Origin of the sequence: Phascolarctobacterium succinatutens CAG:287, assembly GCF_000434895.1 — a bacterium.
Taxonomy (GTDB): domain Bacteria; phylum Bacillota; class Negativicutes; order Acidaminococcales; family Acidaminococcaceae; genus Phascolarctobacterium_A; species Phascolarctobacterium_A succinatutens_A.
The window spans coordinates 16,569-30,603 of the sequence record NZ_FR892807.1 but is presented as its reverse complement, the minus strand read 5'-3'; the positions used below and the strand labels follow the sequence as shown (position 1 = coordinate 30,603).

General features: G+C 45.8%; 16 protein-coding genes and 1 tRNA gene. 16 read left to right on the top strand and 1 reads right to left on the bottom strand.

The window, feature by feature from the left end:
- The first annotated feature begins 37 nt into the window (after nt 1-37).
- The 16 genes from BN587_RS08160 (at nt 38) to BN587_RS08085 (ending at nt 12,406) form a co-directional block, all read left to right on the top strand.
- Nucleotides 38-1,168: a PIN/TRAM domain-containing protein gene (locus tag BN587_RS08160; protein ID WP_021720636.1), complete on the top strand. Its 1,131-nt coding sequence runs from the start codon at nt 38-40 to the stop codon at nt 1,166-1,168.
- 10 nt (nt 1,169-1,178) lie between these two features.
- On the top strand, nt 1,179-1,901 hold the full coding sequence (gene ispD / locus BN587_RS08155; RefSeq protein WP_021720635.1) for a 2-C-methyl-D-erythritol 4-phosphate cytidylyltransferase: 723 nt from the start codon (nt 1,179-1,181) through the stop codon (nt 1,899-1,901).
- Nucleotides 1,891-2,391: a 2-C-methyl-D-erythritol 2,4-cyclodiphosphate synthase gene (gene ispF, locus BN587_RS08150; protein ID WP_021720634.1), complete on the top strand. Its 501-nt coding sequence runs from the start codon at nt 1,891-1,893 to the stop codon at nt 2,389-2,391. The genes ispD and ispF overlap by 11 nt, the downstream gene beginning before the upstream one ends.
- 133 nt (nt 2,392-2,524) lie before the next feature.
- Nucleotides 2,525-4,000 carry a glutamate--tRNA ligase gene (gene gltX / locus BN587_RS08145; RefSeq protein ID WP_021720633.1) on the top strand — a complete coding sequence of 492 codons (1,476 nt, stop codon included), beginning with the start codon at nt 2,525-2,527 and terminating at the stop codon, nt 3,998-4,000.
- Nucleotides 4,001-4,096: 96 nt separating this feature from the next.
- Nucleotides 4,097-5,545, top strand: coding sequence for a cysteine--tRNA ligase (gene cysS / locus BN587_RS08140; RefSeq protein WP_368482941.1), 1,449 nt, complete (start codon nt 4,097-4,099; stop codon nt 5,543-5,545).
- The gene (locus tag BN587_RS08135) at nt 5,545-6,012 is read left to right on the top strand and encodes a Mini-ribonuclease 3 (protein ID WP_021720631.1); all 468 of its coding nucleotides are present in this window, start codon (nt 5,545-5,547) and stop codon (nt 6,010-6,012) included. The genes cysS and BN587_RS08135 overlap by 1 nt, the downstream gene beginning before the upstream one ends.
- A gap of 42 nt (nt 6,013-6,054) precedes the next feature.
- Entirely contained in the window at nt 6,055-6,762 is a 708-nt protein-coding gene (gene thyX, locus BN587_RS08130; protein WP_021720630.1) for an FAD-dependent thymidylate synthase, read from the top strand.
- Nucleotides 6,763-6,771: 9 nt separating this feature from the next.
- Complete coding sequence (rlmB, locus tag BN587_RS08125) at nt 6,772-7,518, top strand: 23S rRNA (guanosine(2251)-2'-O)-methyltransferase RlmB (RefSeq protein WP_021720629.1); 747 nt, start codon at nt 6,772-6,774, stop codon at nt 7,516-7,518.
- A gap of 12 nt (nt 7,519-7,530) precedes the next feature.
- Nucleotides 7,531-8,049: an NYN domain-containing protein gene (locus tag BN587_RS08120; protein ID WP_021720628.1), complete on the top strand. Its 519-nt coding sequence runs from the start codon at nt 7,531-7,533 to the stop codon at nt 8,047-8,049.
- Nucleotides 8,050-8,157: 108 nt separating this feature from the next.
- Nucleotides 8,158-8,895 (top strand): RNA polymerase sporulation sigma factor SigH, encoded by a 738-nt coding sequence (sigH, locus tag BN587_RS08115; RefSeq protein ID WP_009145428.1) that lies wholly within the window; start codon nt 8,158-8,160, stop codon nt 8,893-8,895.
- A 163-nt stretch (nt 8,896-9,058) separates the two neighbouring features.
- Nucleotides 9,059-9,523: a BREX-3 system P-loop-containing protein BrxF gene (gene brxF, locus BN587_RS08110; protein WP_021720626.1), complete on the top strand. Its 465-nt coding sequence runs from the start codon at nt 9,059-9,061 to the stop codon at nt 9,521-9,523.
- A gap of 23 nt (nt 9,524-9,546) precedes the next feature.
- The gene (locus tag BN587_RS08105) at nt 9,547-10,641 is read left to right on the top strand and encodes a 6-phosphofructokinase (protein ID WP_021720625.1); all 1,095 of its coding nucleotides are present in this window, start codon (nt 9,547-9,549) and stop codon (nt 10,639-10,641) included.
- A gap of 201 nt (nt 10,642-10,842) precedes the next feature.
- A complete protein-coding gene (locus BN587_RS08100; protein WP_021720624.1) occupies nt 10,843-11,646 on the top strand; it encodes an undecaprenyl-diphosphate phosphatase in 804 nt (267 codons plus the stop codon).
- A gap of 76 nt (nt 11,647-11,722) precedes the next feature.
- A tRNA-Thr gene (locus BN587_RS08095) sits at nt 11,723-11,798 on the top strand.
- Between the two features lie 67 nt (nt 11,799-11,865).
- Nucleotides 11,866-12,135 (top strand): hypothetical protein, encoded by a 270-nt coding sequence (locus BN587_RS08090; RefSeq protein WP_021720623.1) that lies wholly within the window; start codon nt 11,866-11,868, stop codon nt 12,133-12,135.
- Nucleotides 12,128-12,406, top strand: a complete 279-nt coding sequence (locus BN587_RS08085) for a DUF4160 domain-containing protein (protein ID WP_021720622.1) — start codon at nt 12,128-12,130, stop codon at nt 12,404-12,406. Before BN587_RS08090 ends, BN587_RS08085 begins: the two co-directional genes overlap by 8 nt.
- Nucleotides 12,407-12,519: 113 nt before the next feature.
- Here BN587_RS08085 and BN587_RS08080 read toward each other — a convergent pair whose 3' ends face one another.
- Nucleotides 12,520-13,803, bottom strand: a complete 1,284-nt coding sequence (locus BN587_RS08080) for a dicarboxylate/amino acid:cation symporter (protein ID WP_021720621.1) — start codon at nt 13,801-13,803, stop codon at nt 12,520-12,522.
- Between the last annotated feature and the right edge of the window lie 232 nt (nt 13,804-14,035).

The window sequence follows — 14,035 nt, the reverse complement described above, 5'->3', positions numbered from 1 at the left end:
TTATCAACCTAAATACATTATATAAGGAGGAAATGCAATGCTGAGAAAAATTATTAGCTTGAGCATATCGTTAATTATTATTGTAACTGGACTTATACTAACAAATTTATCTTTACCGTTTTTATCAAATTACTTGGGCTATGATTTACACGGCAATGGCTTAATGGGAATTACCTTTGCTACCATGATACTGACCTTACCAGGTCTTTTTATATCTTCCTGGCTTGGCCTAGTATTGGCACCGTTTATTACAAAATGGCTGTTCAATTACGCTGAACGTCTGACGGTTTCTCTCTCCGGCGTACCTACCAGTGATATTCTGGTAATGATTTTCGGTATCGGCATCGGTCTGATTTTAGCAAATCTGATAGGCAGTCCTTTTTCCAGACTGCCGGTTATCGGACCGTTTATTCCCATCGTACTAAGCCTTGTACTTTCGGTTGTCGGTGCTAAGCTGGCTTTGCGTAAGCATAATGATATTGTGGAGTTTTTTAACCGCATTCCTACGCGTAAGTCCGTAAAGCCTGTCGATGAAACAAAGAGCGTATTGGAGGGCCCTTTGGGGGACCGTCTTTACAGCAGCAATAAATTGCTTGATACCAGCGTCATTATTGACGGACGTGTTATGGATATTATGGCTGCAGGCTTTTTAGATGGACAGCTGGTGGTGCCGAATTTTGTGTTGGAGGAGCTGCAGAAGCTGGCGGATTCTTCGGACAACATGAAGCGCGCCAAAGGGCGTCGTGGTCTGGATTTGGTGCATGATTTGCAAATAAGCTACAAGAATCGTATTCTGGTTGTAGATAATGATTACGATGATCTGGAAGGCGTGGATGCTAAGCTTGTACGTTTGGCAAGACAGGCTAACGCTGACATTATTACCAATGATTATAACCTGAATAAGGTTGCCGGTATCCAGGGCGTTAAGGTATTGAATATCAATGAGCTGGCGAATGCCATTAAACCGGTAGTTGTTGCAGGCGAGGAAATGAATGTCTTTCTGGTTAAGGAAGGCAAGGAGCAGGGACAAGCTGTTGCTTATCTTGATGATGGCACTATGATTGTCGTAGAAAACGGACGTCACTCTATTGGTCACAGTGCGATTGTTGTGGTAACCAGTATACTGCAGACATCTGCCGGAAGAATGATTTTCGCCAAAACAAAATAGGAGCTTTGAGATGGGCAAGGATGAACTTATTGTAATTGTTCCGGCTGCAGGCGCAGGTAAGCGTCTGGGGCTGGGGATTAATAAGGCCTTTGCTATGCTGAACGGTGCACCACTTGTGGTGCACTGTCTGCATATGCTGGAGGCAACAGGTCTGGTTAAGCGTGCCGTTGTCGTGTTGGCGCCGCAGGAGGTTGTTGAAGGCCGTGAGCTTTTGGCAGGCTATCAGAAAGATTATTTTCGGACGTTGCCGTTTTGCGTGGTAGCCGGTGGCAAGGAGCGTCAGGACAGTGTTGCCAATGCGTTGGCGACAGTGGAAGAAACTGACTGTTATATCGCTGTACACGATGGCGCGCGTCCCTTTGCGGGACGCGCTGTTTTTGAACGCACCTTAGCGGCTGCTAAGGTGCATGGCGCTGCAATTGCTGCTGTTCCGGTGAAGGATACCATCAAGGTTGTCGGCACCGACGGTATTGTAACTGCTACGCCTGAGCGCAGTACGCTGATGGCAGTACAGACACCGCAGATTTTTACTGCAGAACTGCTGAAGCAGGCTTACGCGCAGCTGGCGGCACATCCTGCTGCTGTTACCGACGATGCTTCGGTAGTAGAGCTGATGGGCCATAAGGTAGCGACAGCGTTAGGACGCTACGAAAATATTAAAATTACTACGCCGGAGGATTTGCTTTTTGCAGAAAATCTGCTGGCGCAACAGGAGCAGGAAGATGGAAAATAAAATTGTAATGCCGCAATTTCGCATCGGCTGCGGCTATGATGTACATAAGCTGGCAGAAGAGCGCAAATTAATTATCTGTGGTGTTGAGGTTCCATATGAAAAAGGTCTTTTGGGACATAGTGATGCAGATGTAGCTTTGCATGCGCTGATGGATGCGCTTTTGGGCGCTGCGGCCATGGGCGATATCGGCAAGCACTTCCCTGATACGGATGAACGCTTTAAGGGAGCGGACAGCATGCAGCTGACGCTGCATGTTAAAAAGCTTTTGCAGGAGGCAGGCTGGCAGGTTAATAACGTAGATGTGACGATTATTGCCCAACGCCCGAAGCTGGCAGGCTATATTGCCGCAATGCGTACTAATGTTGCCAAGGTCTTAGATGTTGCTGAGTCTGTCGTAAATGTTAAGGCAACAACAACAGAAAAGCTCGGTTTTACAGGCAGAGGCGAAGGTATTGCTGCTGAAGCTGTGGCGAGCATTGTCAAGATGTGATATAATAATTAGACTGATAAGTGTAATCTGTTTGGATATACCGGCGGAAGGAAATTTATTTTAGCCGGAGCCGGAGTGATTGTGCTTTTTTGGTAAATCTAATGTTAATAGATAAATTTGGAGGGATATATCAATGTGTAATGATGAAGTTAGAGTAAGATTTGCGCCGAGCCCGACCGGCCCGTTCCATATCGGTGGTGCGCGCAGTGCGCTGTTCAACTATCTGCTGGCCCGCAAAACCGGTGGCAAGCTGATTCTGCGTATCGAGGATACCGACCGTGAGCGTTCTACCCCGGAATCCGAGGAAAATATCAAGGCTGCTTTGAAGTGGCTGGGTATGGACTGGGATGAGGGCGTTGATGTTGGCGGCCCGAACGGACCGTATCATCAGATGGAACGTCTTGATATCTACAAAAAATATACTGACAAGCTACTGGCTGAAGGCAAGGCTTACTATTGCTACTGCACCGATGAGGAGCTGGAGGAAGAACGCCAGAGCCTGATCAAAGAAGGCAAAATGCCGCGTTATATGGGCAAATGCCGTCATCTGACCGAAGAGCAGATTGCTCAGTTCAAAGCTGAAGGCCGCAAACCGACCGTTCGCTTCCGTGTTCCTGCCGACCAGCAGATTCTCGTTCGCGACATGGTTCGTGGCGATGTAGTTTTTGATTCCAATAATATCGGTGATTTCGTTATCGTTAAATCCGACGGTATCCCGACCTATAACTATGCCGTAGTTATCGACGATGCACTGATGCACATTACTCATGTAATCCGCGCTGAAGAGCATCTGTCCAACACTCCGCGTCAATGCCTCGTTTATGATGCACTGGGCTTCAAACAACCGACCTTCGGTCACATTTCCCTGATTCTGGGCAAGGACCACACCAAAATGAGCAAGCGTCACGGCGCTACCAGTGTTGACCAATATCGTCAGCTGGGTTACCTGCCGGAAGCTATCAACAACTTCCTGGCACTTTTGGGTTGGGCTCCGAACAGCGAGCAGGAAATCTTCAGCATGGACGAGCTGATTCATGAATTCAGCATGGACCGCGTTGCTAAGAACCCCGCTGTTTTTGATATCGACAAGCTGAACTGGATTAACCAGCACTATATGCGTCAGCTGGATGCGGAAGCATTCTTTGAAGCTGCTAAACCGTACATGATTGCTGCAGGCTACATGACCGGCGAAGAAGAAGGCGAGAAGCTGGCTTGGCTGAAACGCGTTGTAGCAACCGCACAGGAGCACATTTCTTATGCTGCGCAGATTCCTGAATGTGTAGAAATGTACTTCAATGATGAATTCAATTTTGAAAACGAGGAAGCAGAAGCAGTTCTGAAGGCTGAAACTGTACCGACCGTTATCAATATGCTGCTGGAAGAGCTGCCAAAGGTAGAAAACCTGGACAATGCTGCAGTTAAAGCTCTGTTCAAGCAGATTCAGAAAGCAACTAAGCTGAAGGGCAAGGATGTATTCATGCCGATTCGTGTCGCTCTGACCGGTAATCAGCATGGTCCTGAGCTGGCAGCAATGGTTCCGCTGCTGGGCGTTGAGCGTACTGCAAAACGCATTAAATCCAGCTTGGCAAAAGCAGGCGTAACTCTTTGATTGATGACTGACGATAAGGCTTCAACTGCTTCGTAACGGCGTTGCTTGCATCCAAGGCCTTCTCGTCGCTCAGAGAATTTTTGCAAAGGAATAGTTATTATGAGCATTAAAGTATATAACACCTTAACCAAACAAAAAGAAGAATTCGTACCTATTCATCCGGGCAAAGCCAACATCTATGTTTGCGGTGTTACTCCGTACAACCATCCGCATGTTGGTAATGCGCGTCCGTTCGTAACCTGGGACGTTATCCGCCGCTTTCTGGAGCATGAAGGCTATGACGTAACCCATGTACAGAACTTTACCGATGTTGATGACAAGATTATCAACACTGCCAATAAAGAGGGCGTACAATGGTATGATATCTGCAACCGCTACATTGACTCCTACTTTGAAGTAATAGATAAACTCAATGTGCGCCGTGCGCATGTTTATCCGCGTGTATCCGAGCATATCGATGATATCATCAAAACTGTACAATGCCTGATTGACAATGGCTATGGCTATGTTGTTGACGGCGATGTTTTCTACAGTGTAGAAAAGTTTAAATACTATGGTCAGCTTTCCGGCCGTAACATTGAGGATATGATGGCCGGCGCGCGTGTAGACGTTGATGACCGCAAGCATAATCCGATGGATTTTGCACTGTGGAAATCCGCTAAACCGGGCGAGCCTGCTTGGGATAGCCCTTGGGGTCCCGGTCGTCCCGGCTGGCATATTGAATGCTCTACCATGAGCATGAAGTATCTGGGCGAAACCTTTGACTTCCATGGCGGCGGCAGCGATTTGATTTTCCCGCATCATGAAAACGAGATTGCCCAATCCGAAGGCTGCACCGGAATTCATCCTTTCGTGCATTACTGGCTGCATAACGGCTTTATTACCGTTAACGAAGAAAAAATGTCCAAATCTCTGGGCAACTTCTTTATGGTTATCGATATTTTAGAGCATTACGATCCGGAAACTCTGCGTTTCTTCATCGTTTCCACGCATTATCGCAGCCCGCTGGACTTCAGCGATGCACGTCTTACCGAAGCACAAAAGAGCCTTGCACGTCTGCGTCAGGCACAGGAAACTTTGGGTGAGCTGAGCGAAATGCTGAGCGCCGGCCCGACTGCCGAAAGCTTGGCACTGCGCGAGAAGGTTAAAGAGCTGCGTGAAGCATTTATGGAAGCTATGCGCGATGACTTCAATACTGCGCTGGCTATCAGCCATATGTTTGCTCTGGCTAAGGAAATCAACATTTACCATAAGGCAGTTGTTGATGCTGGCATTAAACCGGACGGCAAGCTGGTTGCTATGTTCAACGATGTCTTTGCAGAAACCTGCTCTATCATCGGTGTTCTGGAAAAAACTGCTGCTCCGGCTGCAGAAGAGGCAGGCGACAGCAAGGAAGCTGAGCTGGTGGAAATGCTTATCGCTATGCGTCAGGATGCACGTAAAAACAAAAATTACGCACTGGCAGATGAGCTGCGCAACAAGCTGAATGAAATCGGCATTGTGCTGCAGGATACTCCGCAAGGCGTAAAGTGGTCTAAGCAATAATGAAATTTGAACAATACAAAATGCTAAAGGAGCATGCCCTGGCAGCCTGTGTGGCTGCCGGTGCTCCTTTTCCTGCAACTAAGGAAATAAATCCGATTCTGTTGGCGTATATCGGCGACGTAGTTTTTTCTATGTATGTCCGTCTGCGCCTTTTGCCGACTTCCAAGCATGTACGCATTGTACATGACATCGGTTCCAAGATGGTTTCTGCAGTGTGCCAATGTCAGGCAATGCAGCAGCTGGAGGCTGGCCTGAGCGAGGAGGAAAGCGTTATTTTCCGCCGCGGCCGTAATGCCAAGTCGATGGTGCCGAAAAGTGCCTCAGTGCATGAATACCGTATGGCAACAGCTTTTGAAGCACTTTTGGGCTGGTTGTTCCTTGAAGAACGCGAGGAGCGCCTGCAAGAGGTTATGGATTTTTCCTTTGATATTATCAGCAAATATATGCAGGAAAATCACAAAAAATAATACCCCTCTATTTGTCAGTTGAAAAGAGAGGAGATGATAAATATGATGGTAAAATTAGTACGTCATACGCCGGAGCCGGAGCGTACTGTGGCTATGAGCGCACGTCTGTGCTATTCACCGATTGGTGCTGCTCAGCTGGAAGAAAAAATCAGTGATGAGCAGGCAGCAAGTCTGGTACGCAAATTGGTAAGCATGGGGCACTTGTCCACATTGGAGCATGTTACCTTTACCTTTGCTATCGAAGGTGTATCACGCGTTTTGACACATCAGCTGGTGCGCCACCGTATTGCTTCTTATTCCCAGCAATCTCAGCGCTATGTGAAAGAGCATGATTTTGAAACAATCGTGCCTGCTTCCATTGCTTCTAAGCCTGAGGCTAAGGCTAAATTTGACAAGCTGATGACTGAGATTCAGGCAATGTATGATGAGTTTATCGCGCTTGATATTCCGGCTGAGGATGCCCGTTATATTCTGCCTAACGCAACTGAAACGAAAATTGTCTGCACGTTTAATGCACGCTCCTTGCTGAACTTCTTCAGCCTGCGCTGCTGCACCCGTGCACAATGGGAAATCCGTGCGCTAGCTAATGAGATGCTGCGCCAATGTCAGGCTGTAGCACCGGTTATTTTTGAAAATGCAGGTCCGACCTGTGTATCTGAGGGCGTTTGTCACGAGGGCGCTATGTCCTGCGGACGTCTGCAGGCAATTTTGGCGGCAAAAACCAAGGCAGAGCAAAAGCAAAAGCAGTAAGGAGAAACTATGGCTGAGCAGAATAATGATTTAATAGCTGGACGTAATGCGGTTAGTGAAGCCTTGCGCAGTCAGCGTTCAATAAACAAAATACTTTTGCAGGAAGGCGCTCATGGCGGCAGTCTGGGCGAAATCATTGCTTTGGCAAAGCAAAAGGGTGTACCTGTAGAAACAGTAAAGGCCGAAAAGCTGGATAAGCTGGCTAAGGGCTTGCGTCATCAGGGCGTAGCTGCTTTGGCTGCCCCGATTGCTTTCCGTACTCTGGATGATGTTTTTGCCCGTGCGGCAGGAAAAAATGAAGAGCCGTTTATTTTGCTTTTGGATGAGCTGCAGGACCCGCAAAACGTGGGCGCGCTTATCCGCAGTGCCGATGCTGCAGGAGTGCATGGCGTGCTGATGCCGCGTCGCCGCAGCTGTCCGCTGAACGCTGTTGTAGCCAAGATTTCCGCAGGTGCGGTAGAATATGTACCTGTTGTGCAAATCGGCAATATCGCTCAGACTATCGAAGAGCTTAAGCAGCGTGGCTGCTGGGTTGTCGGCGCTGATATGGATGGCGTTGATTTTTATGCTGCCAATATGAGCGGTCCGATTGTACTGGTAATCGGCGCTGAAGGCAGAGGCTTAGGCCGACTGGTAAAACAAAAATGTGATGATGTTGTCAGCATTCCGATGAACGGCGGCGTTAATTCTTTGAACGCATCGGCTGCGGGAGCTGTCCTGATGTACGAGGTAGTACGTCAACGACATCAATTCTAAAGAGGTGAAGGCATGGGCGAATATCTGATAATTGATGGGTATAATGTAATTAACGCCTGGAAGGATTTTGCCCAGCTGCGCCAGGAAAACCTGGAGCATGCACGCGAGCTGCTGGTAGCGGGTGTGGCAGAATATGCTGCCTTTAAAGGCTATCGTGCTGTCGTAGTTTTTGATGCTCAGGAGGTGGCAGGCGCTGCTGCTTCCGAAAAAATTCATGGCATTGACGTTATATTTACCGATGAGGGAGAAACGGCAGATTCCTGGATTGAACGCAGAGCCTACGAGCTTAGACGTGTACAGGCAAAGGTTTTCGTTGTAACCAGTGACTACGCGGAGCAGATTAACATTTTGGGAGCAGGTGCGTACCGCATTTCCTCCCGCGAATTCCGCGAGCAGTATTATAAGACTAAGAAGGAAATTGCCGAGCGTCTGCATGTCCCCAGACGGGCTTTAAACCGAAACGAGCTTGGCGGAAGGGTGAGCGGGCATGTGCTGGCTCATCTGGAAAAATTGCGTCGGGAGAAAAGTTGACGGAAAACACCAGGCAGGATATAATAAAAACACTGATGCTTTTATTATGAAGATATTTGCAATAACTGTTTTGCAAGACAGTGGCAGATAGATAAACAGACGGAGGATATGCTATTGATGGCTACAGATACTGTAATGCAAAACGATCCCAATGACGCTTTTGCAAAAATGACTGATGAGGAAATCGTTTTAGAATCACAACAGCATGATAATGTTTTAGCACAGGAATATCTGCTGCATAAATACAGAAACTTCGTCAGAGCCAAGGCTCGCAGCTATTTTTTAATAGGTGCCGAGCGTGAAGATATTATTCAGGAAGGCATGATCGGTCTTTATAAGGCTATTCGTGATTTTCGTGCCGATAAGCAGGCATCGTTCCGTGCGTTTGCCGAGCTGTGTGTAACAAGGCAGATTATTACGGCGATAAAGACTGCTACCAGACAGAAGCATATCCCTCTCAACTCCTATGTATCGCTTAACAAGCCTATTTATGAGGAGGACAGTGACCGCACGCTGCTGGATGTCATCAGCGGTGTGAAGGTTGCTAATCCGGAGGATATGATTATCAGCCGTGAGGAATTCAGCGATATTGAAAGCAAGATGAATGATATTCTCAGTGACCTGGAATGGAAGGTTCTGATGAGCTATCTTGATGGCAAATCCTATCAGGAAATTGCTGCTGAGCTGGGGCGTCATATCAAATCTATTGATAATGCGCTGCAGCGTGTAAAGCGTAAACTTGAAAAATATATCATCAGCAAAGGAGATATTACTGATCTGCGTACAGTTTACAGCGGACTGCTGGCTATTGATCCGTATGAGCGTTTCAAAAATAAAAATTCCTGAAAAAGCGGATAATTGATAAAACTGTAACAAAAATCTACATCATTTTGAAATTTTCAGAATGGTGTTTTTTTATTAAGAGGATTTTTGACAAGTATAGCGAATAGATATATTAACAAGTCAGTAAAGAAAAATTGACACTTCGGTGTTAGAGGAGGTTTTTCAGATGAATCAAGTTGAAGAATTAGTGAAGGTTGTAGCAGAGGCTCAGGCCGACAAAGGAAATGTTGTTATTGTTACCGGTAAACCGGGCAGTGGCAAGAGCAAAGTTTTACGTGAAGCTGCAGAATCTCAAAAATGGACCTACGTTGACTGCCGTATGCTGATCAGTGAGGAATTCCTGGCAATTCCGGCTGCTGACAGAGGCTTGTATGCTCCTGATATGTTTGCTGATATTCTGGCAAGCTACAATGCAGATGTTATCATTCTTGACAGACTGCAGACTTTGTTTGTACCTGTATTCCACATCAATACCGACAGTCTGATGCGTAAGCTGAGCAAAAAGTTTACCATCGTAACCGCATGGCCCGGATACATTGATAACGGTAACCTGTGCTATGACAAATTTGACGGTACTGAAGCTATCCGTATCAGCCCCGATGGCTTTAAGATCTGGAACGTAGAAGGTTAATAGTTAATAAGCGGAGGCTTGATATGGAGCAGAAAAAACGTCGCTTTGCTGTTTTGACCGGCGGAGGTGACTGCCCGGGATTAAACGCTGTAATCCGTGCGGTTGTAAAAACCTTCCTGCAGAACGATTGTGAGGTTTATGGTGTACTCAATGGCTTTAACGGCCTGATAAACGATAATCTGAAATTAATGGATTATGTTGCAGTATCGGGTATTTTACCGCGCGGCGGAACAATTTTAGGAACCACGAACCGTGATAATCCCTTCCATTTTGCTGTTGAAGAAAATGGTGAGCTTGTATATAAGGATATGCGCGAAAAGGTTATTGAAAACCTGCGTAAATACGATATAGAAGCCTTGGTTGTTATCGGCGGTGACGGTAGCCTGAATATTGGTGCCGAGCTGGCGCGTGAATGTGATATTAAGGTTGTCGGCGTACCTAAGACCATTGATAATGATTTGCCCTGCACAGAGCGGACATTCGGCTTTGATACTGCTATGGCTATGGCTACCGAAGCGCTTGACAGACTGCATACTACAGCCGAATCACATCACCGTGTTATGGTGTTGGAGGTTATGGGCCGTTATGCCGGCTGGATTGCTTTGCACAGTGGTATTGCCGGCGGTGCGGACGTTATTTTGCTACCGGAAATTCCTTACAAGCTGGAGCCGGTGATTGCTAAGATTCAGGCACGCAAGGCTGCCGGAAAGAATTTTAGTATTGTTGTTGTTGCCGAAGGCGCACGCCCTGAGGGTGGCGAGATGTCAATCGCACGTATGGTTGAGGGCAGCTTTGAGCCAATCCGCCTTGGCGGTGCAGGCGAAAAGGTGGCGCAGGCTATTGAAGAGCAGACAGGCATCGAATCACGTTGCACTGTATTAGGTTATTTGCAGCGTGGCGGTTCGCCTACAGCGTTTGACCGTGTGCTGTCGACGCGTTACGGCGTGGCAGCAGCAGAGGCTTGCCTAAGACGTGAATATAATGTTATGGTTTCACTGTATCATGATCAGATTGTTACCGTCTTTATTCAAAAGGCAGCATCAAAACCGCGTCAGGTTCCTGTAGACAGCGAAATTATCCGTACAGGACGCCAGTTGGGATTGTGCTTTGGCGATTAATTTAAACTTGATTAATAGATTTAACCCCAGATTAAGATAAGAATTATATATTACAGAGGATGGTGGCAACACCGTCCTCTGTTTTTTATCAGGAAGCTTTAAGAAGTGTGAAAAATTTTAAAAAATAGTGAGATTTAATTGCAGTTAAGCACGATTCAGAGTATAATAAAAAGGCTTAGTGTTTGCGAAAGGGAGTAAATCATGGACTTAAATTTAATTGCCGTTATTGTAGGTATTGTCGAAGGTCTGACCGAATTTTTACCGGTTTCTTCTACCGGACATATGATTATTGTCGGTCACGTTTTGGGCTTTGAAGGCCAGCTGGCAGATGTTTTTGATGTCTTTGTACAGCTGGGTGCTATTCTATCTGTTGTTTTTATTTACAAAGAGCGCTTTGCCAGATTTTTTACTAAGGATGGCTGGGATATCAACAAAGGACTTTCTGTCTGGCATGTTGCTGCCGGTATCGTACCGGTTATGCTGGTAGCCTTCTTCCTGTACCACTATATCAAGGAGTATCTGTTTTCTCCTTTTACGGTAGCAATAGGCCTTTTCTTGGGCGGTCTGCTGCTGATGTTTGCGGAATATAGAACTAAAGGCCGTGAGGCTGAACTGGTTGATGATGTTGATAAAATTTCTATCCGTCAGGCAGTATGGGTTGGCATTTATCAATTTCTTTCCCTGTGGCCCGGTTTTTCCCGCAGCGGCAGTACTATTGCCGGTGGCCTCTTGGTGGGCCTTACTCGCAGTGCTGCAGCAAATTATACCTTTGTGATTGCTGTACCGCTGATGTTTGTGGCCTGCATTTATGATCTGCTTAAAAACCTTCAGTATCTTTCTGCAGGTGATTTGCAGGTATTGGTAATAGGTTTCGTTGTATCCTTTATCGTTGCTTATATTTCGGTATTATGGTTCCTGAAATTTTTGCAGAATTCCAAGCTGACCAGCTTTGCTGTTTACAGAATACTGTTGGCCGGTGTAACCTACTGGTATTTCTACATGTAAGCATGCTATAAAATCTTTGCTTGCGAAAGTATTGACAAAACAGGCTTTATCCTTTATAATAATAAAAGAATTTTGTGCTGGCATAGCTCAATTGGCAGAGCAGCTGATTTGTAATCAGCAGGTTGTGGGTTCGATTCCTATTGCCAGCTCCAATGAGTTTTTCGCCGTTAGATATTTATCTGACGGCGTTTTTAGTATAATTTCATGGAGGTGTATAATATGGTATATCCTTATATGACTCTTGCTGATGGAACAGAAATTGTTTATACTAATGTATTCGAAGAGGATGGCATAAAAAAAGTAGAGGTTCATTTCGAAAGACCTACTGAAAAGGGGTTTGATACTGCCAGGTGTCAATTACCGTCATATACTTGGCTTATACGGGAAGGCTTCTCCGATGAAGAGATGAAGATGTTTGATGAATTTATGCATAGTAATGCGCACCTATTCTATAAGTACGGTGCGAACGGAGGACTAAAGATTGCCTAATTTATTTACTATTTTAGGATATAAGGTTTATTTTTGGTCAAATGAAAATGATGAGCCTATACATGTGCATATTTCTAAAGGAATACCCAGTAAGAATGCTGCTAAAATATGGTTAACAAGAAATGGTGGCTGTATTTTAGATAGTAATCCTGAGCGTATTCCTAGAAAAGACCTGTCTGAGCTTTTAGAAATAGTTCAAGCGCAGTTTTTTATGATTTGCACAGCATGGAAAAAGCATTTTAAGGTTGAACAGATTAAGTTTTACTGCTAAGTCAGGTCATATGTATTTTTCGCCGTTAGATGTTTATCTGACGGCGTTTTTATTTTTCCTGCAAAAAAATAACTGCTAATTCACAGCGAATTAGCAGTTATTTGCTTTATGGCTTATTCTTCTTCAGCAATTTTGCCTTTGAGGTCATGGTCGGTCATTGCGCAAACGCAGGAGTCGGACCAAACGTTTTCTGCGGTCTCAACCATATCGATGATGGTGTAAATCGGCAGGATGATACCCATGATACCGATAGGAGCGCCGATACCGCTCATCAGGGACAGGGTGAGGAAGTAGCAGCCCATCGGTACGCCTGCGTTACCAACAGCAGCCAGTACGGATACCAGCAGCCAGGTAAGCATGGTGGTCATGGACAGCTCGAAGCCTGCGTTCTGCATTACAAAAATGGAAGTAATCAAGATGAAGGCAGCGCAGCCGTTCATGTTGATGGTGGTGCAGATAGGCAGTACAAAGCGGGAAACAGCTTTGTTAACCTTCATGTTTTGTTCAGCGGACGCCATAGTTACAGGCAGGGTGCCTGCGGAGCTCTTGGTGAACAGTGCAACAGCGACTGCCGGAGACATTTTCTTGAATACATCAATCGGGTTCAGGCCTCTTGCCAGCAGGAAGATAGGCAGAACGATGAAGAACTGAACACAGTTGCTGGCCATGATAACCAGAGTGTATTTGCCCAGAGCGCCAACGATTACGCCGGCTTCAATCTGAGCGGAAAGCTGACCTGCGAATGCCAGAATACCGAGAGGCAGTACGAACAGCAACGCTTTAATAAGAGTGAACAGCAGCTCTTGGAAGCCTAATACTGCTTTCAGCAGAGCTTCTCTGTTTTCGGTTTTAGGCATAAATGCCAGACCTAAACCCATAGCAGCAGCAATCAGCATTACGGAAAGCACGTTGCCTGCGAGGAACGGCTGCAGCATGTTGTTAGGAATAACATTTAAAATGTGGTCATAGTAGCTTAACTTGCCAAGATTTTGAGGTACATTGGACATGCCGCTGCCGACAATTTCTGCTGGCAGGTTGCCGGGAGCTACCCAAAGATAGATAGCAAGACCGATGCCTGCTGCACAAACAGTAGTCAAAAAGGTGTAAACTACGGCGTGAGCAAAAATCTGGCCGGTTTCTTTTTTGCTTCCCAAAGCAGCCAATGTGGTAATTACGGCTAAAGCAATGGTAGGTACGGCGATAAATTGGAAGAGGCGTGTATAAACGGTAGCGATGAAATTGAATAATTCATTCAGAGGTTTGATTCCCATATAACCGAGAATGGCGCCGACTACCAATGCGCCCATCCATAGAATAAATTGACTTTTGTTGTTTTGTGATTTGTTTTGATTTATCACTTTTTGTGCTAAATCCTTCACATCTGCATTTTGCTGCATTATATCCCTCCTAAAATAGGTGCTGTCAGATTTTTTTAGAATTTCTGGCAGCTAATACTCCCTAGGTAGCCTTGTGACATACCTAAAAAATATTATAGCATTTTCTGAAAGATTTGTAAATTTCAATTTAGCAGTCATTAATGATATTTGAATATGGGATGTTTGTGTTTAGGCTTACTGTTATTTATTGCAGCAAAGCACGTTTTAAGAGCAGTAGGATGTATACTTAGGT